This window comes from Halomonas sp. Mc5H-6, from assembly GCF_024124705.1.
Taxonomy (GTDB): Bacteria; Pseudomonadota; Gammaproteobacteria; order Pseudomonadales; family Halomonadaceae; genus Vreelandella; species Vreelandella subterranea.
On sequence record NZ_JAMXSI010000004.1, the window covers coordinates 13,805 to 39,401 of the forward strand.

The 25,597-nt window shown below is 58.3% G+C and carries 23 protein-coding genes; 2 read left to right on the forward strand and 21 right to left on the reverse strand.

Translation table 11 applies throughout. From position 1 onward, the window contains the following. Positions 1–104: 104 nt before the first annotated feature. The 14 genes from pstB to NH395_RS07575 all read right to left on the reverse strand — a co-directional run bounded on the left by pstB (position 105) and on the right by NH395_RS07575 (position 17,729). Entirely contained in the window at positions 105–944 is an 840-nt protein-coding gene (pstB, locus tag NH395_RS07510; protein WP_253023703.1) for a phosphate ABC transporter ATP-binding protein PstB, read from the reverse strand. Positions 945–970: 26 nt separating this feature from the next. Next, positions 971–2,137 (reverse strand): phosphate ABC transporter permease PstA, encoded by a 1,167-nt coding sequence (pstA, locus tag NH395_RS07515; RefSeq protein WP_253023704.1) that lies wholly within the window; start codon positions 2,135–2,137, stop codon positions 971–973. An 18-nt stretch (positions 2,138–2,155) separates the two neighbouring features. Continuing rightward, a complete protein-coding gene (gene pstC / locus NH395_RS07520) occupies positions 2,156–3,406 on the reverse strand; it encodes a phosphate ABC transporter permease subunit PstC (RefSeq protein WP_253023705.1) in 1,251 nt (416 codons plus the stop codon). Positions 3,407–3,584: 178 nt separating this feature from the next. After that, a complete protein-coding gene (locus NH395_RS07525) occupies positions 3,585–4,595 on the reverse strand; it encodes a PstS family phosphate ABC transporter substrate-binding protein (protein ID WP_253023706.1) in 1,011 nt (336 codons plus the stop codon). A gap of 141 nt (positions 4,596–4,736) precedes the next feature. After that, on the reverse strand, positions 4,737–5,468 hold the full coding sequence (locus NH395_RS07530) for a sulfite exporter TauE/SafE family protein (protein ID WP_253024028.1): 732 nt from the start codon (positions 5,466–5,468) through the stop codon (positions 4,737–4,739). Continuing rightward, positions 5,468–6,661, reverse strand: coding sequence for a multidrug effflux MFS transporter (locus NH395_RS07535; RefSeq protein ID WP_253023707.1), 1,194 nt, complete (start codon positions 6,659–6,661; stop codon positions 5,468–5,470). The genes NH395_RS07530 and NH395_RS07535 overlap by 1 nt, the downstream gene beginning before the upstream one ends. Before the next feature lie 157 nt (positions 6,662–6,818). Next, positions 6,819–7,334 carry an STAS domain-containing protein gene (locus tag NH395_RS07540; protein ID WP_066319791.1) on the reverse strand — a complete coding sequence of 172 codons (516 nt, stop codon included), beginning with the start codon at positions 7,332–7,334 and terminating at the stop codon, positions 6,819–6,821. Next, the gene (locus tag NH395_RS07545; protein WP_253023708.1) at positions 7,324–8,514 is read right to left on the reverse strand and encodes a SpoIIE family protein phosphatase; all 1,191 of its coding nucleotides are present in this window, start codon (positions 8,512–8,514) and stop codon (positions 7,324–7,326) included. Before NH395_RS07545 ends, NH395_RS07540 begins: the two co-directional genes overlap by 11 nt. 8 nt (positions 8,515–8,522) lie before the next feature. Continuing rightward, on the reverse strand, positions 8,523–9,284 hold the full coding sequence (locus tag NH395_RS07550; RefSeq protein WP_253023710.1) for a VacJ family lipoprotein: 762 nt from the start codon (positions 9,282–9,284) through the stop codon (positions 8,523–8,525). Between the two features lie 67 nt (positions 9,285–9,351). After that, a complete protein-coding gene (locus NH395_RS07555; RefSeq protein WP_253023712.1) occupies positions 9,352–10,473 on the reverse strand; it encodes a beta-ketoacyl-ACP synthase III in 1,122 nt (373 codons plus the stop codon). 96 nt (positions 10,474–10,569) lie between these two features. Then, positions 10,570–14,559, reverse strand: a complete 3,990-nt coding sequence (gene hrpA / locus NH395_RS07560; RefSeq protein ID WP_366065417.1) for an ATP-dependent RNA helicase HrpA — start codon at positions 14,557–14,559, stop codon at positions 10,570–10,572. A gap of 121 nt (positions 14,560–14,680) precedes the next feature. Further along, positions 14,681–16,357 carry an AMP-binding protein gene (locus NH395_RS07565; RefSeq protein ID WP_092830852.1) on the reverse strand — a complete coding sequence of 559 codons (1,677 nt, stop codon included), beginning with the start codon at positions 16,355–16,357 and terminating at the stop codon, positions 14,681–14,683. A gap of 141 nt (positions 16,358–16,498) precedes the next feature. After that, positions 16,499–17,284: a class II glutamine amidotransferase gene (locus tag NH395_RS07570; RefSeq protein ID WP_253023714.1), complete on the reverse strand. Its 786-nt coding sequence runs from the start codon at positions 17,282–17,284 to the stop codon at positions 16,499–16,501. Positions 17,285–17,303: 19 nt separating this feature from the next. Next, positions 17,304–17,729 (reverse strand): hypothetical protein, encoded by a 426-nt coding sequence (locus NH395_RS07575; RefSeq protein ID WP_253023716.1) that lies wholly within the window; start codon positions 17,727–17,729, stop codon positions 17,304–17,306. Positions 17,730–17,791: 62 nt separating this feature from the next. Here NH395_RS07575 and NH395_RS07580 point away from each other — a divergent pair, with 62 nt between their 5' ends. Then, on the forward strand, positions 17,792–19,873 hold the full coding sequence (locus tag NH395_RS07580) for a prolyl oligopeptidase family serine peptidase (RefSeq protein WP_253023718.1): 2,082 nt from the start codon (positions 17,792–17,794) through the stop codon (positions 19,871–19,873). A 37-nt stretch (positions 19,874–19,910) separates the two neighbouring features. Next, complete coding sequence (locus NH395_RS07585) at positions 19,911–20,174, forward strand: hypothetical protein (protein ID WP_253023720.1); 264 nt, start codon at positions 19,911–19,913, stop codon at positions 20,172–20,174. 42 nt (positions 20,175–20,216) lie between these two features. Here the strand turns inward: NH395_RS07585 and NH395_RS07590 are convergent, their stop codons facing one another. From NH395_RS07590 to dnaX, 7 genes are read right to left on the reverse strand one after another with little or no spacing between them, the layout of a single operon-like run. After that, complete coding sequence (locus NH395_RS07590; protein ID WP_253023722.1) at positions 20,217–20,672, reverse strand: YcgN family cysteine cluster protein; 456 nt, start codon at positions 20,670–20,672, stop codon at positions 20,217–20,219. Between the two features lie 10 nt (positions 20,673–20,682). Further along, positions 20,683–21,276 (reverse strand): ACP phosphodiesterase, encoded by a 594-nt coding sequence (locus tag NH395_RS07595; RefSeq protein ID WP_253023724.1) that lies wholly within the window; start codon positions 21,274–21,276, stop codon positions 20,683–20,685. Beyond that, entirely contained in the window at positions 21,273–21,578 is a 306-nt protein-coding gene (locus NH395_RS07600; protein WP_092830864.1) for a YcgL domain-containing protein, read from the reverse strand. The genes NH395_RS07595 and NH395_RS07600 overlap by 4 nt, the downstream gene beginning before the upstream one ends. Continuing rightward, positions 21,575–22,708, reverse strand: coding sequence for a ribonuclease D (gene rnd, locus NH395_RS07605; protein ID WP_253023726.1), 1,134 nt, complete (start codon positions 22,706–22,708; stop codon positions 21,575–21,577). Before rnd ends, NH395_RS07600 begins: the two co-directional genes overlap by 4 nt. 50 nt (positions 22,709–22,758) lie before the next feature. Then, a complete protein-coding gene (recR, locus tag NH395_RS07610; protein ID WP_253024031.1) occupies positions 22,759–23,364 on the reverse strand; it encodes a recombination mediator RecR in 606 nt (201 codons plus the stop codon). Between the two features lie 3 nt (positions 23,365–23,367). Beyond that, positions 23,368–23,694: a YbaB/EbfC family nucleoid-associated protein gene (locus tag NH395_RS07615; protein ID WP_066319816.1), complete on the reverse strand. Its 327-nt coding sequence runs from the start codon at positions 23,692–23,694 to the stop codon at positions 23,368–23,370. A 36-nt stretch (positions 23,695–23,730) separates the two neighbouring features. Then, positions 23,731–25,566: a DNA polymerase III subunit gamma/tau gene (gene dnaX, locus NH395_RS07620; protein ID WP_253023728.1), complete on the reverse strand. Its 1,836-nt coding sequence runs from the start codon at positions 25,564–25,566 to the stop codon at positions 23,731–23,733. Between the last annotated feature and the right edge of the window lie 31 nt (positions 25,567–25,597).

Below are 25,597 nucleotides of genomic sequence, written 5' to 3' on the forward strand. Positions count from 1 at the left end.
AAAGCATAATACCCATATACGGAAAATCATATATATAGCGTTAAAAAAACACACCCTTTAACAGGCCCACCGCGGTGGCGGTGGGCCTGAGAAATGAGTGTTACCTAGCCATAGCGTCCGGAAATATAATCTTCGGTTTTTTTCTTGGCGGGGGTGGAGAACATTACCTTGGTATCGTTGTACTCGATGATTTCCCCCAGATGGAAAAACGCCGTGTAGTCAGCCACCCGCGCCGCCTGCTGCATATTGTGCGTGACCGTCACGATGGTGAATTTCTCTTTCAGGCGGTCCATCAGGTCCTCGATGGTCGCCGTGGAAATCGGGTCAAGGGCCGATGTCGGCTCATCCATCAAGATGACGTCAGGTTGCACGGCAATTGCCCGGGCAATGCACAACCGCTGCTGCTGACCACCGGAGAGCGACGTACCCGGCTCCTGAAGCTTGTCTTTCACCTCTTCCCAGAGACCTGCATCACGCAATGCTTTTTCAACCAGCTCGTCCTGTTCGGCTTTACGGCTGACCATATCGTGCATGCGCGGTGCGTAAGCGACATTTTCAAAGATTGACTTGGGAAATGGATTGGGTTTCTGGAACACCATGCCCACGCGCCGACGCAGCGCCACTTCGTCCATTTTGGACTCGTTGACGTCGTGGCCGTCCATCTCCACCAGCCCTTCGGTGCGCACGCTGGGAATCAGGTCGTTCATACGGTTCAGACAGCGCAGGAACGTCGACTTGCCGCAGCCGGAAGGCCCGATGAGGGCCGTCACATTTTTCTGGAACAGGTCAATATTGAGGTTTTTCAGCGCCTGGTTCTTGCCGTACCAGAGGTTCAGGTCGCGGACGCGGATACTCAGGTCATGGCACGCCTGTTCATTGCGCGTGTAGGGCTGACCGACGCTTGGCGTGTCTTGCTCAGACATTACGGGTGCTTGGCTATTCATAACGATATCCTTTTTAACGTGCTGGATTACCAGCGACGCTCAAATTTCTTGCGCAGTAACACGGCGAAGGCGTTGAGGGAGATGAGCACTGCCAGAAGAACCAGAATACCCCCGGCGGTTTTTTCCACAAACGCGGGCTCAGGCTCACCGGCCCAGGTAAAGATTTGCGCGGGCATCACGGTAGCTGCCTCTGTAAAGGAGGCGCCCACATCGGGGATAAACGCCACCATTCCCACGATGATCAACGGCGCCGTCTCCCCCATGGCTTGCGCCAGACCAATGATCGAACCGGTCATGATACCCGGCATTGCCAGTGGTAATACGTGATCGCGCACCACCTGCCAGCGCGAACAGCCAACGCCAAACGCCGCATGCCGAATCGAATCCGGTACGCTACGCAGCGCCGCACGCGTCGAGATAATGATGACCGGCAATGTCATCAGCGCCAAGGTCATACCACCCGCCAGCGGAGAAGACCGTGGCACGCCAAAGAAGTTGATGAAAATCGCCAACCCCAACAAACCAAACAGGATCGAGGGAATCGCGGCCAGGTTATTGATGTTGATTTCAATGGCCTGGGTAATCCGGTTGTCCGGTGCGAACTCTTCCAGATACACCGCCGTCATCACGCCAATCGGAAAAGAAATCGCCAGGGTAACGATCATGGTCATGACGGTACCTACGACGGCAGCCAATATACCGGCACTCTCGGAGGTCTTGGAGTCCCCTTCGGTAAAGAAGGTGCGGTTGAAGGCCAGCTCTACCTGTCCCGACTCTACACGTTCATCAATGGCCGCACGTTCTTCTTCGCTCAGACTATTACGATTCCCCTTGAGGTATTGGTCGACCTCGCCGTTGGCCAACAGCCACCGCTGCTCGGACGTTCCTAGCAAATCTTCGTTATTACGCATTTGCAGCGGGATGCTTCGAATCTCGGTACGGCTGACGAACGGCACCAGGTCATCCGCGATGGCCTGACGTGCGTCGCTGGCCGACTCCTCGGTGTAGTTTATCTCCGTGTTAATATACGCTTGCTGAAAGGCGGGCAGGCCCTTATTGAGCATATCGGTGAAAAACAGCAGCAGAAATAGGCCTGCCAAGCCAAGTGCGCCCATGGAAATCCACTTTAAACGAGCGGACTTGCGGTGACGCCGCTTGAGCTGCTGGCTGATGTCATCAAAAGAGTGGCTCATCGAATCAGTTCCTCGGCGTTACAGGTTATTCACGCGGTATTTTTCACGGAAGCGGCGGATCATCAGCACCGAGACCAGGTTGAGCGTCAGCGTGACGCCAAACAGTACCAGGCCAAGCGCAAAAGCAGACAGGGTTTCAGCGCTTGCAAACTCTTGATCCCCGGTCAGCGCGGCCACGATGCGCACGGTCACGGTGGTCATGTCTTCCAGTGGGTTGGCGGTCAAGTTGGGGCGCATACCCGCCGCCATTACCACAATCATGGTTTCCCCCATTGCCCGTGAAACCCCCAACAGCGAGGCAGAAATGATCCCGGGTAACGCCGCCGGGATCACCACGTCGCGAATGGTTTCACCCTTGGTCATGCCCAGCGCCAGTGACCCCTGGCGCATGGTATCGGGTACCGAATTGATCACGTCATCGGAAAGCGAGGAAATGAACGGAATGATCATGATGCCCATAACGATGCCGGGCGCCAGCGCATTGTTATAGGAAGCATCCAGGCCAAAAAAGCCGGCGATATTGACGATGATGGGCGCCACGGTAATGGCCGCAAAGAAGCCGTACACGACGGTCGGAATACCGGCCAGTATCTCGAGAACCGGCTTCGCAACGGCACGTACTTTCTGTGGTGCATACTCGGACATGTAAATCGCCGAGAGCAATCCGATGGGGACCGCCACCAGCATGGCGATAGCGGTAATCATGAAGGTACCGGCAAAAAGCGGTACAGAGCCGAACTGGGCGCCACCTCCGTCGCCGCGACCGGCCGCTGCCAGGAAGCTGTCGCCCGGGCTCCAGGTCGTGCCGGTTATGAACTCCCAGAAGCTATGCATCTGGAAAAAGCGAATGGCCTCGGAAATGATTGAGAACAGAATCCCGAAGGTCGTAAAAATAGAAATCAACGCCGCCGACGCCAGCGCCATTCGAATTGCACGTTCGATCGCTTGGCGGGCGTGAAAATTGGGGCGCACTTGCGATATTCCCACCACCAGCCCGGCAGCGGCAACCACAAGGCTTGCAGCGAGAAGATAAAACGTGGGGATGTCTGCGCCCAACAGCAGCATGATCAACGCACCCACCGCACCCACCAATATGGCGGGGCCTGCGGTGGAGAGCACGGCAAACCAGGCATACTGGTCGGGTTGGGCAAACATACTGCCACCAGCGCTGCGCACACGAGCAGCCTTTGAGCGGCCAATAAAAAAGGCCACTAGCCCCAGCAGCAAGAGCACAGTGCAAAAGAGTAAAAATAGCTGGTTGGTTTGCATCTAATCTCTCTCGCGTTCCTGATGAAATCGGTTTGGTGAGTACTTTGCAGCAAAAACATTACAGCAATGTGACAGACGCCCAATTCAAAAGCTGGCGTTTCAGCGACAATCGCAAAGCAAAAGGCCGACAGCTTCCGCTGTCGGCCATTGCCTTATTATCGGGCGTTATCCCTGTTATTTATTGAAGATCAGAGAGTTCCAGCTGAGCGCGGTCTGCCACTTGCTGACGCCACTCTGCACGCTCTTCTTCCGGCAGCACGATCAGGCCGATATCACGCAGGTAGCCACCGTCGCCGATCATCTGCTCATCCATGAACATATCAACGTATTCGTACATGGGCGGCACTTCGTCAGCGTGCTGGTTCTTGACGTAGAACCACAGTGAACGGGCAACCGGATAGTCACCAGAGCTGATGGCTTCGGGCTCCGGCTCAACACCTTCGATCGTTGCCGCATTCAGCGTGTTGGTGTTCTCTTCCAGGAAGGAGTAGCCGAAGATACCGAAGGCACCGGTGTCTTCCTGCAGACGCTGAACGATCAGGTTGTCGTTCTCACCGGCGTCGATGTAAACACCGTCAGAACGGATATCGGTGTAGGCTTCGCCGTAGACGTCCATGTCTTCAGAAGCGGTTTCCATCACCAGCTCTTCGAAGGCATCACGAGTACCCGAGGTAGTGGGCGGTCCGTAAATGGAGATCTCGCGATCCGGCAGAGAGGAATCGATCTCGCTCCAGTTGGTGTAGGGATTGTCTACCAGCTCGCCGTCCTGGGGCACCTGCGCTGCCACCGCCATGAAGATGTGCTCGAGGGTGAGTTCAACCACATCATTTTCGTTGGACTGACCCAATACGATACCGTCGGAGCCAATCTTGGCCTCGGTGATATCGGTCACGCCGTTTTCTGCACAGCGTTCGAACTCAGACGGCTTCATGCGGCGCGATGCGTTGGTGATGTCCGGCGTGCCCTCGCCAACACCGTTGCAGAACAGACGCAAACCACCACCTGAACCCGTAGACTCGATCACCGGTGTGGGGTAGTTGGTCACCGCGCCAAACTCTTCAGTCACATAGCTGGCAAACGGATACACCGTGCTGGAACCAACAATGCGGATTTGGTCACGGGCTTGTGCAACACCTGCCACGCTCATCACAGCTGCTGCGAGCACGGTAGTTTTGAGAATACGGTTCATGCGAATTACTCCTGAAGCTGTTAGGGATCTTGCCTTCGCAAGGCACACTTTGCATCGCTTCGATGACAGCTTCATGACAAGCAACGTCACAAAATAAATTTTTTAAAGATTTCTCACCTCGGCTCGCAACGCCATGATGTATTACAACAAAAGCCCCACGGCGGCCAGGGTACACAGCGCAAGGGACGCCGCCTGAAGCCATTGCCGGTCAATGCGGTGCGCCACCGCATCGGCCAGCGCATTCCCCAGCAGCACCCCAGGCAATAGCGTTGCCGCCACGCCCAGATGCCATGCCCGCACCTGCCCTGCCAACGCCAGCGTAGCGAGCGTCAGCATCGAGGTGATGATAAAGAAAGCAGCCAGATTACCGCGTAGACGATCCGGGGCAAATCCATGCATCAGCAGCACCATTGGCGGCCCGCCGATGGCAGCGACAGTACCGAAAATCCCTGAGAACACCCCCGCGCCAAATAGCGACAAACGATTAACCGGCAGTCGCACGCGGCATAGCGTGACGAATACCGCAAACAGCACGATGGCAGCAATCAACTTTTCCAATATCACCATGGGCGCCGCGATCAGCAGCCAGATCCCCAACGCATTGCCCGGCAAACGTCCCACCAGCGCCATGGCCAGTGCCCCCAGGCGCACCTCATGCCGGTAATGGCGGAACATCATCAAGGACACGGTAAACCCGAACAGCACCAGCACCACAGGCACCAGGCGCGGCTCGATCATCAACAACAGCGGTGCCCCAATAACCGCCAAGCCAAAGCCGGTGGCACGCTGCACAAAAGCGCCTAATGCCAGGGTCAGCGCGCACCCCACCCAGGTGCTCAGCGACATATCCAGCCATGCCGCAACATCTGCGATCATGCCGAGCGCCCATCCGTTGCCGCTGGCGTCAGCAGGCGCACACCAACGTTACCCAACAGAGCTGCCGCCAGCATGGTCAATACCATCGGCCAGAGGTGCTCGACTTCAAACAGGCCCACCATGGCCCCCGCCAGGGCGCCACAGCTAAATTGAATACCGCCTAACAGGGCAGTGGCGGTGGCACTGATATGACCGAAATGATCCAGCAATGAGGAAATGGCATTGGGCGTAATCAGGCCAATCATGCCGGTAAACAACATGACCAACGGGACGACAACACCCAATGAAGCAATATTGAGGGCTGTGGCGGTCACCAGGCCCAATGCGGCGATCAGTTGAACCGCCAGCCCCAGGCGTAGATTTTGCTGGGGCGTGCGTTTACGCAATAGATAGATGTTGACCCGGTTCGACCCGGCGATCATGACCACGTTGACACCAAACACGAATGGGTACACACCCGGGCTCAGCGAGAAATAGTCCAGGTAAAGAAACGGCGACGCTGTCACAAAGGCAAACAGCCCCGCGAACGACGCCGCCACGGCGCAGATATATCCCATCCCCTCGCGATGGCGCAGCACACTGGCATAGTTGCGAATCACTTGGCGCGGTGACGCTGCGGGCAGCGACATATCGCGGGTTTCAGGCAGCCTTGTTCCCAGCAGCCAGAGAAGAAACCCCGCATACACGGCGAGAAACACAAAGATCAGCCACCAGTCCGCCATGTGCAGCAGCAGGCTCCCCACCGCCGGGGCGACCAGGGGCGCGAGCATCATGATCATGGCCATGGTCGACATCACTCTGGCGGCTTCGCGGCCGCTGAAACAGTCGCGCACAATCGCTGCCGAATTGACCACGCAGGCCCCGCCGCCTAAGGCCTGTACAAACCGCCAAACAAGCAGAGAGGTAAGGCTGTCAGCGGTCATAATCATCAAGCTTGCGCATAGAAACACGACCAGGCCGCTCATCAGCACCGGCTTACGCCCTAGTCGGTCAGACATGGGGCCGAAACACAGCTGCCCCAGCGCAAAGCCGAACAGGAAGACGCTAATCGAAAGCTCGGTACGATGAATACTCGCATTGATGGTATCGGCAATGGCCGCCATGGCCGGTAAATAGGCATCAATGGCGAAGGGCGCCAAGGCCGTGTTGGCGGCCACCAGAATAGCGACGCGCCGGGGATTGAGTTCCATGTCTCTCCTTAGGGTGGCCGCAGTCACCCTGGCAGCAAAAGGTAGGCCGCTAATTATATGCCTTTTAGGCTGCATTGTCGGCCATGATCACGCTAAGGCCGTCAAGGAGATGATATCTGGAGTGGTAATACGCGTCTGGGGCCAGCGTGCCGAACCGTCAGTGGTGGGTTGTTTCTTGGGACTCGAGCATTTCCACCAACGGCTGAAACTGTTCGCGGTTATGCTCGTTCATGCGCATGAGGATACGGTGGGCTTCCAGGATGCGCTCACGCAGGCCCTCTTCATCCGCCGGCACTTCGGGCAATTCCTCTAAGGTGCTATTCAAGTCTGCCGTAGGCTGAAGCGGGGCTTCCATCAAGGTGAAAAAACGCGCAAACCCCATGACATCGAGCATCTGGCGCACATCCTGATTATCCACGATGATCGTTGGCGGCTGTTCCAGGCGCCCTTTTACCGCCAGGGATACCTTGGCAAGAAAACCGAGCGCCGTGGAGTCAACGTTTGTCGCTTCACGCAGGTCGATCATTACAGCGCTCAATCCGGGCGTTTCCGCCAGACGCTGAGCCTGAGTGTCCAGGGTGGCACAGAGTGTCAAGCGTACATCGCCACACAATTTTAAAACAAAAACACCAGAGTCGAACGCCGCTTTAATGCGACCTTCTTCAGTCAGCATGACCAAATCCGCTCACCATCATGATTGTCAGGTCGTCGGGCAAAGCATCACGATCGGGGCTGTCCTCATCACCAGCACGCTGTTTGCTTAACAGCGCGTTGTTGTTGGTCAGTCGATCACAAAGCTGTTCAAGCGTGGTACTCACGCTTACGAGTTGCTCAAGCTCCCTGAGCCGCGTGTCGAGCGAATCACCCGGCAAGCACTCCAATACGCCATCCGAGCACAGCCATAGCCGAAAGTCTTCCGGCAGTTCACAACTGAGAACGGGGTACTCCACATCGGGAAACAGTCCTACCGGCATTCCTTCACCCGGCAACCGCGTCAGCTGGTCACCCGAGACTAATAACGGCATCGGTAACTGTGCCCCGAGCGAATAGTGAAGAGTATGCGCCTCATGGTCAATAACGCCAACAAATAATGTGGCGTGTTTACCAATATCAGTCCCTTGCAACTCGCGGTTCATCGCCGCCAGCCATTGGCTGGGCAGTCTATCGGGCTGAATGCCATCCCATTCGCCTAGCCAGCGATTGCAAAGGTACTTTAACAATACCGTGACAAATGCCGAGGATGCCCCATGGCCTGATACGTCGGCAAAGTAGAAGGCACTGTAACGCGAATTGTAGCGCTGATAGTCGAGAAAATCCCCGGACAAATAAAGCGATGGCGCGAACCAGTAGTCATAGTAAACCCCGTTGATGACCTTGGGGCGCGGCGGCAGCAGGCGACGCTGAATATGCCCCCCGCTCTGCTGGTCCATGCGCAGCAATGCCAAGTGGGTTTCCAGACTTTCGTTGAGCTCGGCCAATCGCTCGTGATCCCGGGCACGGGCTTTCTCAAGCACATCCAGTTCGATCGCCTTGCGGATCATCCGTCGCAGCAGTTCAGCGTGACGCAGCGGGTGGACAATATAGTCGACCAGCCCAACGTCCACCGCCTTTATCAAGTCGGCATCCTGACGCGAATCACTCACCACCACCGTCGGCAAATGATGGGTCAACTGCGACCACTGCTGACGGGGAACCGCACGGGCGTGGGCCACGATCAGGGCCGTTTCGGCCGGTAAATGCTCAATATTATCCGCTGCATATACCCACATACCATCGCAGGTAATCGCCTCGGCAAGCGCATCGCGCTCGGTGCCGGGTTCATCGATCACCGCAATCAGCTGCTTATGCGCCATGGCAAGCCTCAGTCGGCGAAGTCGGCATCATCGAATTCAAAGTCATCGGCAGAAAACGGATCATCCCCGAGTTCGCCGTCGCTAATTTCAAACTGACGACGCTGGAGATAGGCGTCGCGAATAAACCGGTAACGGTCACCCTGGATCAACTCTTCCTGATCCAGCAGGCCGGCTCGTGTATCCACGATATTGAGTGCCGTCAGCCCCGCTCGCACCGCATCGTCGTCGACGTAGGTGACCGGATAGGCTGCCATATCGGCTGGCAGTCCCGATGTGTCACGCAGCGTGCTAGGCCCGAGCAGTGGCAGCACCAGATAGCGCGAGTCTTCCCATCCCCATGTCGCCAGGGTTTGGCCAAAGTCTTCCTCGTCTGAGTCGATATCCATGCGTGAGGCAATATCGAAGAGTCCGCCAATCCCCATGGTGGTGTTGACCAAAAACCGTGATGTCGAACGCCCGGCATTGGCTGGTTTGCCCTGGAGCAGACTGTTCACCGTGGTGCGAAGCTCGCCCAGATTGCTGAAGAAATTACCCACTCCCAACTGTAGTGGCTCAGGGGTAATAGTGCGATACCCCGAGGCAACGGGTTTTAACGCATAACGATCAAGTACGTCATTGAAGACAAACACTTTCCGGTTAAAGCCCTCCCAGGGGTCATCCGGACTGGACGCCTGCGAGGCTTCCGAACCGGTTGAACCGGTGCTGGCACAACCGCCAAGCGCCACCACCATCGTCGAGGCCAAGGCGGCCCGCCATACACGCCGCCGCATCAAATGACATGTCCCTACCCTAGGCATACTGCGTTCCTCTGTTTTGCACTTTGTATCCGCAGGCGACTCATCGGCGCCTGACAACCACACTGCCTGCACTGTACCCCGCGCCGAAAGAGCAGATAACGCCAATGTCACCCGCCTCCAGCGATTCACGGTGTAAATGAAACGCGATGATAGACCCTGCTGAGCTGGTATTCGCGTAGCGATCAAGAATGATCGGCGCCTGTTCCGCACTGGGGTCGTAACCGAGCACTTTGCGCGCAATCATATCGTTCATGTGGCGGTTTGCCTGGTGCAGCCAGAGGCGCTTCAAATCGCTGCCCTTTAACTCCAGCGATGCCAAATGCTGCGCGATCATCGACGCGACCATCGGACATACCTCGCGAAAAACGCGGCGCCCTTCCTGAACGAACAGCTTATCTTCCGCTAGCGGGTCACTATCGGTGACGCGATTCAAAAACCCGGCGTTATTGCGGATGGCATTGGAATACATCGTCGCTAACCGGGTCCCCAGTATCTCGTAGGTCTCGTCGGCGGACGCACTCGCCGCGTCTTCAAGCACCATTGCGGTACACGCATCACCAAAAATAAAGTGGCTGTCACGGTCGGTAAAATTGAGGTGTGCCGAGCATATTTCAGGATTCACGATCAACGCGCGCTTCACGCTGCCCGATGCAATGGCGTTGGCAGCGGTTTCAATCGCGAAGGTCGCCGAACTGCAGGCCACATTCATATCGAAACCGTAGCCGCCAGCACCCAGCGCGTGCTGAAGCTCAACCGCCACGGCTGGGTAGGCGCGCTCGAGATTGGAGCAGGCAACGATCACAAGCTCAATATCCCCGGCATCCACCTTCGCATTGGCTAATGCCTCACGCGCGGCACTCAGCGCCATGTCACATTGGATAGAAGGCTCGTCGTTTTGCCGCTGAGGCAGTTTGGGACGCATACGCGCCGGGTCAAGAATACCATCGGCATTCAATACGTAGCGGCTCTTGATGCCTGACGCTTTTTCAATGAAGTCGCTACTCGAGTGAGCGAGCGGTTCCCGCTGCCCCTGCTCAATGGCTTCTGCATGGCGGTCATTTTCCTGATCCACCCAGGCGTTGAATGCGGCAACCAAGGACGCATTATCGATGGCGTGTTCCGGTGTATAAAGCCCCGTACCGGTTATCACCACGTGTGTCATGTACATCTCCTTTTCACGGCTGCTTGCGCCAGGAAGCTTCAACCGCCGCCAATATCATCACTGTGTGCGTTTCACGCGCATTTTTCCAGCCCGCATCTAAACGCTAATTATCTCTTGCCAACGTTTCTCGAGCCGCTTCACCGAAACGGGCATTCGTGTCCCCAACTGCTGGGCAAATAACGAGACGCGAAGTTCCTGCAACCACCAGCCAAACTCGACGAGCGACGGGTCTTCAACGCGCCCACGGCGTTCGTTTTCGCGACGGGCATCGAATTTTTCCTCCATCGCCTGAATGTCCTGCATCAGCATTTGATCGCGCCCCCGCTCGCGGGCGGCTTTTTCCAACCGGATCAATGCTGCCTCGGTGTAGCGCGGGTACTCTGAAAGCCACTCCCCCGCCTGGGTAATAAAGCCAGGGTAAACAAGCCGCTGCATTTGTGCCTTCACGTCACTGTAGACAAGCGCCAGCGCAAAGTTCAGCTTACCTTTCAGTATCTTGCTGACCGCCAAATGGCCTTTCAGCGCCGCTTCCACCTGGCCAAGCAGTTGCTCGGCGTGGGGTACCAGGTCGCCCTTGACCGCTGCCAGGCGGTCATTCAGCTCGGCGGCCGAGCGAGGGATTGGCGCTTGTGCCACCGTTTGGGTAAACACCGCCACTAACACATCGTCGATCAACGCCTGCTTGCTACCCACATTGGTGAACAACAACGCGCACTTTTCCAGCGCGGGCAGTGCCTTGATCGCCTTGACCTGGGCGGGAGATTGCTGCATCGCCAGACGCGCCACGCCCATTTGGTGGGCCGCCTGGGCTTTTGCCGCATGGTCAAAGAGCATTACCTTAAACGTATCGGCCTCGTTAACCAATGCCGGGTAGGCTTCAACCCGAATACCCGCCTGGGTGGTCACGCGGGAATCGGGCAGGGGCTCCTCAGGTAAGCCTGATAAATCCGGGGCTTCGCTGACCTGCTCGGACAGTGCCTGAGCACCGGCCTTGGCCGCCGCTTCAAACGTCGCTTCCAATGCCCGCAGGGAGCGGCCCTGCCCCAGCGTCTCGCCATCATGATCCACCACCCGGATATTCATCATCAGGTGAGCGGGCAAGGTATCAAAGCGCCAATCGTCCGGGTGCACACGTATCCCAGTGCGCTGGCGAATGAACTCGCCCAGGGCCTCGGTCAAGGGCCGCTCATCTGGCACCAGCGTTTCCAGTGCTGCGTCGACCCAGTCAGGAATGGGCACCACCTGGCGGCGAATGCTCTTGGGCAGGGCTTTCATCAAGGCGATGCATTTCTCGCGCAGCAAGCCGGGTACCAGCCACTCCAGGGCATGCTCTGGCAATTGTGGCAGCATTGCCGCGGGGACGGTCAAGGTGACGCCATCGTCCTCCGCGTCGGGGTCAAAATGATAGCTCAACGGGTAGGCAACCCCCGAAAGGGTCAGATGATCAGGGTACTGCGCCTTTGTGACGTCCTCGGCGTCGCGAGCCTTGAGCGCTTCGATATCGAACTTGAGCAGCTCTGGTTCCTGCTGTTCGGCCTGCTTGCGCCAGTGTTCAAACCCCTTGCCGTTGACGATGTCACTGGGGAGCCGCTCGTCGTAAAACGCAAACAAGGTGTCTTCGTCGACCAGGATGTCGCGACGACGGGCACGGTCTTCCAGCGATTCGACTTCTTCAATCAGCGCCCGGTTGTGGGCAAAAAACTCGCCCTTGGTGTGGAACTCGCCCTCTACCAGCGCGCGGCGAATGAACAGCTCCCGCGACTCGGCCGGGGCGATCGGACCGTAATGCACACGGCGCCGGGTCACAATGGGCAAACCAAACAGGGTCACCTGCTCGAATGCCACTACCTGGGCACGCTTCATTTCCCAGTGAGGCTCGCTGTAGCTGCGCTTGACCAGATGTGACGCCAGCGGCTCAATCCATTGGGGGTCAATCTTTGCCACGGTGCGCGCAAACAGCTTGGAGGTTTCCACCAGCTCGAAGGCCATCAACCATTTGGGCGTTTTTTTGGCCAACCCCGAGCCTGGATGAATCATGAACTTACGGTTACGCGCACCTAAATACTCGCGATTTTCCAGCAGCGTACCCAGGTTGGAGAGCAATCCGGTCAGCAAGGCCTTGTGTAGCGGGCCGGAGGTTTTACGCCGCGCCTGTCGGGCCTGCTCTTCGTTTTCATCTGCCGGGGCGGGCGTCGGCGCTGGCACCTCGATGTCCATATCGCGCAGCAACTGACGCAACTGGCGGAAGGTATCGTGCCACTCGCGTACGCGCAGGTAATTGATGTAGTGGTCCCGACACCAGCGACGCAATTGATTGCCCGACAGCGCCTCTCGGGCATTGTCGATGCCGTGCCAAAGGTTCAGCAGCGCCACGAAATCCGAGTCGGGATCATGCCAGCGCTGGTGGGCCTGATCAGCGGCCTGGCGTTTGTCGGCCGGACGGTCGCGGGGATCCTGAATCGCCAGTGCAGAGACCACGACCAATACATCGCGCAGGCTGCCCTGCTCGTGACCCGCCAGCACCATACGCGCCAGCCGGGGGTCTATCGGCAACCGCGCGAGCTTGCGACCCAGCGCCGTGAGCCGCTGGCGCTCGTCCACCGCCCCGAGTTCAAAGAGCAGACGGAAACCGTCTTTGATAAAGCGGCTGTCGGGCGGGTCGACAAACGGGAAGTCTTCGATGTCGCCCAGTTTGAGGGCCAGCATGGATAAAATGACCGAGGCAAGATTGGTACGCTGGATCTCTGGGTCGGTAAACGCCGGACGGGCCAGGAAATCGTCCTCGTCGTACAGACGGATACACACGCCTTCGGCAATCCGCCCACAGCGTCCCATGCGCTGGTTGGCGCTGGCCTGGCTCACCGGCTCGACCGGCAAGCGCTGGATCTTCGACCGGTAGCTATAACGGCTGATACGCACCAACCCGGGGTCGATCACATAGCGGATGCCGGGGACGGTCAGCGAAGTTTCGGCAACGTTGGTCGCCAGCACGATTCGTCGCCCACGGTGCGGCGCGAACACCCGGTTCTGCTCGGCGTTGGAAAGCCGCGCGTACAGCGGCAGTACTTCACAGTCACGCAAATCAGCGCGGCGCAGCGTATCAGCCGTTTCACGAATTTCCCGCTCGCCGGGCAGGAACACCAGCACATCGCGTGGCCCGTGCTGCCAGCCCTTTTCACGTTCCAGCCCCTCGATTTCCTCGACCGCGTGGAGGATACCCTCTTGCAGGGTTCGGTCCTCTTCGTCCTCGCCGTCGCGTACCAGTGGCCGGTAATGCACCTCAACCGGATAAGCCCGGCCGGAGACTTCAACCGTCGGGGCGGGGCGCTGGGCACTGCCGAAATGGGCAGCAAATCGCGCCACATCGATGGTGGCCGAGGTGATGATAACCGACAGGTCCGGGCGCTTGGGGAGCAGACGTTTCAGATAGCCCAGCAGGAAATCGATGTTGAGGCTGCGCTCGTGGGCTTCATCGATAATGATGGTGTCGTAGCGCAGCAAAAGCGGGTCGTGCTGGGTTTCCGCCAGCAGGATCCCGTCGGTCATCAGCTTGACCAGGGTGTTCTCGTTGCTCTGGTCGGTAAACCTGACCTGATACCCCACCTGCTCGCCAAGCGGCACCGCCAGTTCCTCGGCAAGCCGGGTGGCCACACTGCGCGCGGCAAGCCGCCGCGGCTGGGTGTGGCCTATCAGGCCACGCCGACCAAGGCCTAGCTCCAGGCACATTTTGGGTAACTGGGTGGTTTTACCCGATCCGGTTTCCCCCGCGACGACAACGACCTGATGGTCGCGCAGCGCCGCAAGAATATCCTCACGGCGTTCAACCACCGGCAATTCGTTCGGGTAGTTCCAGTTAAACGATTGATTCTCTCGCTGGTGAAGCACCTGCTGCGCGCGCGCCACCTCGGGTTCCAGCTCGTTCAACCCCCGGTCGATGGGCTTTCCCTCCTGCAGACGACGCGACAAACCGGCCAACCGCCGCTCGAAACGCTGGGCATCGCGTCGCATCGTGTTGTTCACGGCGGACTTGAGCGTCTTGAGGCGTTGTGCATCGGAGGTCGTTGCGAGCGGCGTGTCGTTGGTCACGATATATCCAGGTCCTATGGGCACTTGCAGGGTGGCACGTATAAAAAAGTCTGCCCGCTCAACCGAGCGGGCAGATCATTGTAACGCGTTCACTTAGCTGGCGCATAAATCGCGCTACCGATTAAGCGTCAGCGGAGGTGTTATCTTCGTCACGAAGCTGACGGCGCAGCACCTTACCGACGTTCGTTTTCGGCAGCTCATCGCGAAACTCGATGTGCTTCGGCACTTTGTAACCGGCAAGTTCACTCTTGCACCAGCGACGCAGCGTTTCGGCATCCAGCTCGGGATTTTTGCTGACCACAAACAGCTTGATGGCCTCTCCCGCCGCTTCATCGGCAACGCCTACCGCGGCTGACTCGACCACATCGGGATGTCCGGCCACGACGTCTTCCACTTCGTTTGGATAAACATTGAATCCCGAGACCAGAATCATGTCTTTCTTGCGGTCCACAATACGGATGTAGCCGTCTTCCTGGAGCACGGCTATATCACCGGTATAGAACCAGCCGTCGGCATCGATGGAGGCGCGCGTCTCTTCCTCACGCTGCCAGTAGCCCTTCATGACCTGAGGGCCCTGCACACACAGCTCGCCAGGCTCGCCCAGCGGCTGGTCCTGACCGTCGGCATTGACGACTTTGACCGCCGTCCCTGCCACCGGTTTGCCAATCGTGCCTAGCTGAATGGCATCCGACGGATTGAAACTGACAATCGGCGAGGTTTCCGTCAGTCCGTAGCCTTCCGAGATGGGACACCCCGTTACCTCTTCCCAGCGCTTCGCGGAGGTTTTCGTCAAGGCCATACCGCCAGAAATGGTCAGGTGCAGTTTCGAGAAGTCGAGCTGCTTGAAGTCCTCGCGATTGCACAGCGCATTGAACAGTGTATTGAGACCAATAAAGGCGGTAAACGGCATGCCCTTCAATGACTTGATAAAGCCATCCAGATCACGCGGGTTGGTGATCAATACCGAATGGTTGCCAGTCTCCATCAGAAACAGGCAGTTCACGGTAAAGGTGTAAATGTGATACACGGGCAACGGCGCAATCACCAGTTCGTTGCCATCGGTCAGGTTACCACCGATAGCCTGTCGGGCCTGCAGCATGTTGGCGACAAGGTTACGGTGGGTCAGCATCGCCCCTTTGGGCATGCCGGTGGTCCCCCCGGTATATTGAAGCGCGGCCAGGTCCTCCTGGTCTCGGGTGACTTCGCGGTGACTCAAGGCCTGCCCTTTATTCAACGCATCGCGCAGACGCACCGACTGAGGTAACGAAAAGCGCGGGACCATTTTCTTGATGTACTTGACCACGCTGTTGATCAGCAGCCGCTTGGGGAAGTCGTGCAGGTCGGCAAGCTCCGTCACGACCACATGCTTGATCTCCGTTTTATCGAGCACGCGCTCGAGCTTATCCGCCATGTTGGCCAGGATCACAATCGCCTTGGCGTTGGCATCCTTGAACTGGTGGGCCATTTCGCGCTCGGTATACAGCGGGTTGGTGTTGACCACCACCAGACCCGCGCGCAGCGCACCAAATACCGCCACCGGAAACTGCAGCACATTGGGCAGTTGAATCGCGATCCGATCACCGGGCACCAGGTCGGTTTCATGCTGTAACCAGGCGGCAAAATTGGCCGATAACCGGTCAAGGTCAGCAAAGCTGAGCGTTTTGCCCATGCAGCTAAATGCCGGCTTGTCTTTGAAACGTTCAACGGCCGTGTGGAAAACGTCGGTCACGGCACCGTACTGCTCTAACCCCTCGAGCACAGGACCGCGAAGAATAGGGGCATCAGCTTGTTCGCTCATGGGCAATCTCCAGTTTCCATGTCGATGTCGTCACCGACCTTGTTGTTGTCGAGTCGCGAAGAACGCAACGATATACGACTGACCTACCACTGTAAAACGATCGATTGAAACTTTCGTTTCAACTTTAGCCCTAACCTCCCATCATGCCTGACTTAAATAGCGCGCCTGAATGCATCCATCTCGCCACACCAGCAATTCCCCCGGCTGCATGCGGCACCAGTGTTCATTATGGGTCAGTGGTTCGGTCGCAATCACCGACACGATATCGTTGGGCGTGGTATGTTCGGCAAAGTTGACCGTTAGTTCGGCATCAGACAATTCAGCCTCACCAAAAGGCGCAGCACGGGTGATATGAGCAAGCTTAGTTGAACAGTAGGTATAGAGATACGTGCCGTCAGAGAGCAGTAGATTAAAGACACCCAAGGTTCGCAGCCGCTCGCATAAACCGTGTAGCGTTTGCCAAAGCGGCGCCTGCTCGTCCGGCGGGGTTGGAAAGGCACGCCTCAGCTGGCTCATCAGCCAGCAGAAAGCGTGCTCGCTGTCGGTGCTACCCACGGGGGTATAAACGCCCAACGGTAAAGGCTGCCAGTCGCTCAGCTGACCATTGTGGGCGTAGCACCAGGGCCGCCCCCACATTTCACGGGTAAACGGATGGGTATTGGCCAAGGTGACCCCACCGACGTTGGCCTGACGAATGTGACTGATCACGACATTGGATTTGATCGGGTAATCGCAGATCAGTCGTGCGATGGGCGAGTCTACCGACGGATGGGGGTCGCGAAACTCCCGGTAGCCCCCTTCTTCATAGAAGGCAATGCCCCAACCGTCGCGGTGCGGCCCTGTTCCGCCGCCCCGGTGCAGGAAGCCAGCGAAGCTGAAACAGATATCGGTGGGCACATTGGCACTCATTCCCAACAGCTCACACATCGACGTGCTCCTGCCAGGCTTAGCCGATCACCGGTTCACGGCGGCGTGTTTCTTCGGGATCGCTGGCCGTGTTTTCTTCAGCCGCAGGCTCAAGGACGGCCTTGTTGCGCCCACGCCACCATAGTGCAACGCCTACAACGCCACCAATTGCCATACCAAGCACCAAGCACAAAAGGCCATTACGCAGTGCGCCACCGTTGCTCTCTAAAAACCCTACAGCGGCAACCATGGCGGAAGGCGCCCACCCCGTGTAAAACTCGCCCTCTTCCACCAGGGGCAACCGAAAGGGTGCAGGCGCCCACATCGCACCGCCAATGCACCATGTCAGCACTAGGCGCGGCAATCTGGGCAAAAAGGCGAACGCAAAATAAACGGCCAAGCCCACGACCAGTGACAGACCGTAATAACTCAACCACAACAGTGACATTGAATCTGCAAACAGCATAATACTCCTCATGAGGGTGTACTCACCCAACGTAGATTTCCCGTTATGGTACCTATCAATTTATGAAAGCACAGCCAGCCCTGAACAACAGCCACCCGGTCAGCGCCTATTTTCGTGCGGATGATCCACACTGGCACTGGCTAGAGCAGCGTGACAGCGCCGATGTCAGCCAATTTCTGACCGCGGCAAACCAGCAGCATGCCGCATGGTTCAAACCGCTGGAACCGCTTGCCGACGCGCTTTATGAAAGCCACCTGCGCCGGCGGGAACTCGCGGTCACCAGCCTTCCGACAACGCTCGACCACTTTACGTTCTGGAGCGAAACCGCCGCCGATGAGGAATACCCCCGCTGGTGGCGTCACCCCAACGGCCAGCCCGACGCCTCTGAATGCGTTCTAGCGGTACCCGACCTTGCCGCCGGGCAGCCATTCTACGAAATGGGCGACATGGCGCTGTCACCGGATGAAGCATGGCTGGCCTGGACCGACGACACTCAGGGAGACGAGCGGTTTACCCTGTGGCTAAAACGCCTGCCCGACGGCCAACCGGTTCAGTTGCTCAGCGACATCGGCCCCGGCATCTGCTGGGCAGAAGACCAGACCGCAGGCCATGCCTCGCTGCTGTTTACCCGCTTCGACGACACCCAACGCCCGGACAGCATTTGGTGCCTGCCCGTCAGCCTTGACCACACACCGCACTCCCAGCCAGCGACGTTATTGCTGCGCGAGGACGACCCGGAGTTTTGGCTGGGCATGGGCAAAACCCGTTCCCGGGAGTGGCTGGTGCTTGAAAGTGCCTCCAAAGACACCAGTGAAGTCCACGTGGTGCCAGCCCGAACGCCGACCGATACACCCCGCTGTCTTCAAACTCGCCAACCCGGCGTTGAGTATACGATAGACCATCGTCCCGGCGTATTTTATCGGCTGCATAATCAAGCCAGCGCCCATTTCCAGCTTGACGTGTTAGCCATCGAGGCACTGGATAGCGACTTGCCTGCATGGCAGCCCCTCGTCCCGGCGCGGGAAGACGCTACCCTGGAGGGCATAGATGCCTTCGCCTGGGGGCTGATGCTTGCTGAACGCGATCATGATCGAGCGCAGGTGCGACTGCGTCGTCTGGACCTCAACCCGCAGCAGCACATCACCCGGGACGACTACCTCGACCAACCCGAATCGCTGTGCTCACAGCTGCTTGAGGACGCTCCCCACTTCGATACCCAGGTGCTGCGTCTGCGGGAAGAATCGTTTACCCGTCCGCCCAGCTGGTATGCCCTGGATCTGACCACCGGGGAGCGCACACTGCTCAAACGCGTGCCGGTACATGGCAGCCTGGCACCGGAACAGCTTGTCAGTCAGCGGATCTGGGCGACCAGTGCCGACGGCCAGCGTGTTCCCGTCTCGGTCGTTACGCGTAGCGACCTGGCCAACCAGCCGCTGCCCACCCTGTTATATGGCTATGGTGCTTACGGAGAACCCCTCGACCCGTGGTTTTCCATTGCCCGCCTGGAACTGCTCGAGCGGGGTGTTGCCTTTGCTGTGGCCCACGTACGTGGAGGCGGCGAGCGTGGCGAGCCTTGGTATCTGGACGGCAAGATGGCCCACAAGGAACACAGCTTTGACGACTTTCTAGCCGCCCGCGATGCCCTGGTGGCGCAAGGCTTGAGCGATCCACAGCGAATTGTCGCCTGTGGCGCAAGCGCGGGCGGCCTGCTGGTGGGCACCTGCCTCAACCGTGCCCCTGAGTCGTTTTGCGCCGGTGTCCTCGAGGTGCCATTTCTCGACGTGCTACGCACCATGCAGAATCCGTCGCTGCCGTTGACCACCGCCGAATACAGCGAATGGGGCAACCCGGTCGACCCGCAGGTGGCCGAACGTATCCGCCATTATTCGCCCATCGACAACGTGACGGCCCAACGCTACCCGGCGTTGTGGCTGGAAGGCAGCTGGTTTGATACCCGGGTTAGCTACTGGGAGCCGGCGAAATTCTATGCGCGGGTCAGCCAACTCCAGCAAGGCGACGCGCCGGTATTGCTACACACCGATATGAGTAGTGGCCACGGCGGCGCCTCCGGTCGTTTCAAGGCGTGGCGCGATGCCGCTCGACAGGATGCCTTTATTCTCTGGGCGCTAGGCTTGGTGGATTGATCGAATCCTGATAGATCGTTTTATGAAAGATCGTTAGATGGAAGGGATTTTTATGGAAAAGATTTCCATAAAACAGAATCATGTGGCATATTATGCCTTAGTCTTACAGACCAAGGTTGTAAAACCTCAAGGAGATACCATGCCACATCACGATCATTTCCCGACCATTTGGGATACACCGCGCCAGCCCCGCAAAGCAAAAGCGCCATCGCCTGCGCAAGCGGTAACGCAGGCAGCAAAACCAGCGAAAGAGGCATTTTTATCGATCTGGGATAAGCCAACACGCAAGTCAGCCGTTTAACAAACAGGGGTGGGAATGCACATGCTACCCATAAGCGGGGTGCTACATGGGTAGCACGGCGATGATATGGGATTCCAGCCGGTGTTCGGGAACCTCATCCTGAGAAACGGCATAGCTTCGCACACTCACCCCTTTGCGATGGACTCGCTCGGCATCGTTGCTGAGTAAAGGGTGCCAGCCGGCCAGCTTGCGCCCTTCGGCGACACGCCGGTAGCCACAGGTGGGCGGCAACCAGGTGAATTCTTTCACCAGCTCAGGGGTCAGCTGAGTACAGTCGGGGACGAAGTCAAAACGATTTTCGTAATCGCTGCATTGGCAACTATGCGTATCCAGCAGCCGACAGGCCACATTGAGCACGGCCAGCTCCTGGCTTTCTTCATCATGCAGCTTCAACAGGCAGCACTGCCCGCAGCCATCGCAGAGTGCCTCCCACTCGGCCGTGGTCAGTTCTTCCAGCGTATAGCGCTCCCAAAAGCGCTCGCGTAACGCGCCTGTCATTGGATCACCTTCACTTGCTACTCGTATGCGTTGGGAAACAACGCTCGGTACCTAGCGCATCAAAAAGCGCGGGCCAGAGTTCATCAAAATCGCTCTTCAACTGAGCGTAATCCTCGTGCAGCCATGGGACAAGCTCCGCCAACCGATTGGGTCCTGACAGACGTCTGCCTACGCCAGCAATGGCCTGGCAGGTAAAATCGAAATCGGCATAGCGGCGCAGCCAGTCGTGGGTGATCAAGGGCTCCACCATGGGGGCCAGGCGGTCAGGCGCCGAGCGCTCATTCAACAGCCGATAGCAGCGCTCGATCAATACCGGCTGCGAGGCGTCGGCATGGTGTTCAAGGGAAAGAAAGTGGTCCCAGACAATATCCAGCGCAATGCCCATGAAGCGTCGCTGAGCGGGGGGCGACCGGCGTAACGCCGCCTTGACGCAGTGATGCCCGTCCACCCAGGCATCCACACGGCGATGGTGACGGATACCCCGGGCCGTATCATCAGGCCAGGCGGTCAGATCGCGGCCCTTGACCCCATCGGCAATCAGATTGCCGTAGAGGAAGTCATCGCTGCCGTCGCGGGCAAGCCAGGCATGGGCGAGAAAATTCATTCGCCTGGCGGATTGCCGGAACGCTGCTGGGCCAGGTGTTCCGTCAATAAATTCGTTTCGTTGCCGGGTGGCATCTGCAGATAAAAACCCTGGGAATCGATCGCCTCGATGATGTCTGCCGCACTGGCACGCGCCAGCTTTTTGTCAGCGGTCAAAATCATGGTGAGCAATGCCTGGGGCTTGCCAAACGACGCCAATAGCGGCTCGGGGACATGCGCAAGCCCCTGACGCTTATCAACGTAAAGATACATTTCGTCTTTACGCGAGCTTTTGAAAATCTCGCACAGCAGTTTATCGCTCACTGGGTCTGCGCCTCCAACGCCGTTGCCAGATCATCATTCAGCCGTTCACCTCGCCAACCGGTGGGCAGGGTGAACGGCGTCCCCGCCAGCGACTGCATGACCAACGCCTCCAGATCACGGCGGCGCAACAGCACCTCAGGCGCAAGCCCCAGTTCATCGGCATGGCCTTTAACCACTTTCTTTAACGCCTTGAAACGCTGCTTGAAGGCGGGTTGCATCGGGTCTGGCCATGGCGTGGGCAAGGCGTCACTGGGCGTATGCTGGGCCTCCTTGACGAAGCCCAGCAGGGCATCGCCCTCTTTCTTGACCAGCGGGGGTGTCATTCCTTCAACACGGGCTAGTTCATAGCGATTGCTAGGCATCGCCTCGGCAATGGCCATCAAGTGTTTATCGCTTATCAGCCAGTTCCGCGGTATGTCGCGACGACGTGTCTCGCCTTCCCGCCAGGTGGTCATCAGCTGATACGCTTTCAGTTGTGGCGCGGTGAGTCGCCATAGCTGGCGTTGCCGGGTGTACCACTGAGTGTCGTTGTCATCGCTGCGACCCGCCTGGTCGATCAGTTGGCGGCAGTCGCTCTCCAGCCAGTCAAAGCGGTCAAGGTGCTCGAGCTGCTCACGCTGTTTTGCCCATACGTCGAGCAGGTAAACAACGTCCAGCGCGGCATACTCGCACTGCGCGGCGGTCAAGGGGCGCTCCAGCCAATTGGAGCGGGTTTCTTCCTTGGGCAGGGTTCTACCCACCCAGGCCTCGACCAGCTTCTGGTATCCCATGCTGGGATTATCACCCAGAAACCCCTGCGCCACCTGGGTGTCGATCAAGGGGCTGGGCAAGACGCCTGCCCAGATTTGAAACACCTCCAGGTCTTCACTGCAGGCATGCAGCAGCTTGATCGCTTGATTCTGCAAAAGGGCCCGAAAGGCATCGGTACAGGGCGTTGCCAGCGGGTCGATCAGGAACGCATGCTCACCTGCACTGAACTGGATTAACGCCGGGATGGGAAAAAACGTTTTCTCGCGGAAAAACTCCGTATCCAAGGCAATCACAGGGGCATCGGCCACCTGTAGGCAGGCGTCATCGAGGGCCTGCGGCGAGGCAATCCAGCTGATGTCAGCGGGTTGAAATGAGGACAAAAGTCTATTCCCTGTTTGCACAACCGCCTGAGCGCTTGCTTGAGAGTAAGTTATTCACTGCTGAACGGCTGGCGGCCGTTGAAGGCTCGGCTGAGTGTGCCGCCGTCTACGTACTCCAGCTCACCGCCCATGGGGACGCCGTAGGCAAGCCGCGATAGCGTTACGCCATGTTCCGCCAGCAAGGCAGCAATGTAGTGCGCGGTGGCTTCGCCCTCCACCGTGGGGTTGGTAGCGAGCACCACTTCGCTGATTTGACCTTCCGCGACACGGGCTTCGAGCACGTCCAGGCCGATGGCATCAGGCCCGATGCCATCCAGCGGCGACAGGTGGCCATGCAGGACGAAATACCGCCCCTGAAAGCCACCGGCTTCTTCAATCGCCAGTTGATCGGCAGGTGATTCCACCACGCATAGCAGCTGGTCATGGCGGCGCGGGCTTTCACACAACGCGCAGATATCCGCTTCTGTCAGCGTTCGGCAACGCCGACAGTAGCAGACTTCGTCAATCGCCTGCTGGATGGTGGACGCCAGTTTCTGGCCGCCGGGGCGGTCCCGTTCCAGCAGGTGCATGGCCATACGCTGTGCGGTTTTTGGCCCCACGCCCGGCAAGACGCGAAAGGCCTCCATCAGTTGCTCGACAAGCGGAGAAAACCGCATCATTTAAAATGGCATTTTGAAGCCGGGGGGCAGATCAAGCCCGGCAGTGGCTTCTTCCATCTTGGCTTTCGAGTTGACCTCGACTTTGCGCACTGCATCGTTGACGGCAGCCGCCAGCAGATCTTCCAGCAGTTCTTTGTCTTCCTGCATGACGCTCTGGTCGATATCGACCGAAATCACGTCATGACGGCCATTCATGGTCACCTTGACCATGCCGGCACCGGCTTCGCCCAACACTTCTGCTTCGGCCACTTCTTCCTGGGCACGCTGCATTTTTTCCTGCATCTCTTGGGCTTGTTTCATCAAGTTGCCCATGCCGCCTTTCATCATGGTAAGACTCTCCAATCATCAGTGGATCGCACAGCGTTAGCGCGACGCTTCAACAGGTTTGACGCTGGTTTCGACAAGCTGTGCGCCGAAAGCCTGCATTAACTCTACTACATGGGGGTCGCGCTGCAAGACATCAACCGCCTGAGCATGACGCTCCGCCTGGCAACGCACTTCGCGTTGCCGAGGGGTTTCCAGGGCACCGGCGAGGTCTTCGACATGAAACACCACGCGGCGCTTTACCCCCAGTTCGGCCAGGGCATTCTCGATGCGCGTCTGGTGAACCTCGGCTTGCATCGCCGACTGGCTAGGCGCCAAGCGCAGCGTGAAGGTGTGCCCATCATCAGTGTCCAACTGACAATGGGCGGCCAGGTTACGCGTCAGGCCGCCAAGCCCCAGGGCATCGAACTGCTCAAGCCATTGGGCATGGTCCCAATACTCGGACGGGGGTGCGGAAGCACTGACTTGCGCAGCCGACGCTGGCACTGGCTCTGGCTCTGGCTCTGGCTCTGGCTCTGGCTCTGGCTCTGGCTCTGGCTCTGGCTCTGGCTCTGGCTCTGGCTCTGAGGTTAGCGTTGGCTCATCCGGGGACGCGTCAAGCTCCCAGGGGGGCGCGGCTGACGTTTCTTCATCGTTGACCGACGCCGGAGGCGGCGGCGAATCTTCTGGCGTTGCTTCTGGCCGCTCGCTGACAGGCGCCTCTTCAGGCGCTTCGGGTGCGACAGGCGCTTCAGGCTGAAGCGGCAGCTTGGTTGTCGGCGGCTTGGGCACGCCCTGGGGACGGAACGCCAGCATTCTGAGCAGGGTCATTTCCAGTGCACTGCGCAAATCGGGGGCGTGTTGCATATCACCACGCCCCTGGATACCGATTTGATAGTACAGCTGGATATCCTCGGCACTGAAACGCGATGCCAATTGCAGGATAATGTCGCGGTCGCCGTGGCTGTTATCCACGGCGTCGGGCACCATCTGCGCCACTGCCAAGCGGTGCAATACCCCGGTCACATCATCCAGCACTGCGGCAAAGTCAGGACTCTGCTCGGCTAGCTGACCGATCTCCGACAGCAAGCGGGCAACGTTAACCTCCGCCAACGCCTCTATCAGCGCAATCACGTGGCGGTGATCCAGGGTGCCCAGCATCGCCGCCACATCCGCATGCCTGACGGCGCCCTGACCAAAGGCAATCGCCTGGTCAGTCAGGCTCATGGCATCGCGCATGGAGCCTTCAGCCGCTTTACCCAACAGCCAAAGCGCGCTTTCGTCAAACGCGACGCCTTCACTGTTCAGTATGTGCGTCAGGTGCGTCACCACGCGTTCCGGCGGCATGTGCTTGAGGGTGAATTGCAGGCAGCGCGAGAGCACCGTCGCGGGAAGCTTTTGCGGATCGGTGGTCGCCAGCAGGAACTTGACGTGAGGGGGAGGCTCTTCAAGTGTCTTCAACAGCGCGTTAAAGCTGCTTGTGGAGAGCATGTGCACCTCATCGATGAGGTACACCTTATAGCGCCCTTGTGTCGGGGCGTATTGAACGTTGTCGAGCAGTTCACGGGTGTCTTCGACCTTGGTGCGCGAAGCGGCATCCACTTCGATCAAGTCGACAAAACGCCCTTCATCGATGGCCTGGCAGCTATCGCACTGCCCGCAAGGGGTTGAGGTAACCCCCTCGTCGCCGCGACCATTGGCGGTGCAGTTCAGGCACTTGGCCAGTATCCTTGCCAGAGTGGTCTTGCCCACGCCCCGCGTGCCGGTAAATAGGTACGCATGGTGCAGGCGGCCCTGGTCAAGCGCATTGACCAAGGCAAGCTGCACATGGGCTTGGCCCACAAGCTCGTGAAAAGTACGCGGCCGCCATTTACGGGCCAGAACCTGATAGCTCATTGAGCATGACATCCTTGGGCGGTGTGGCTTC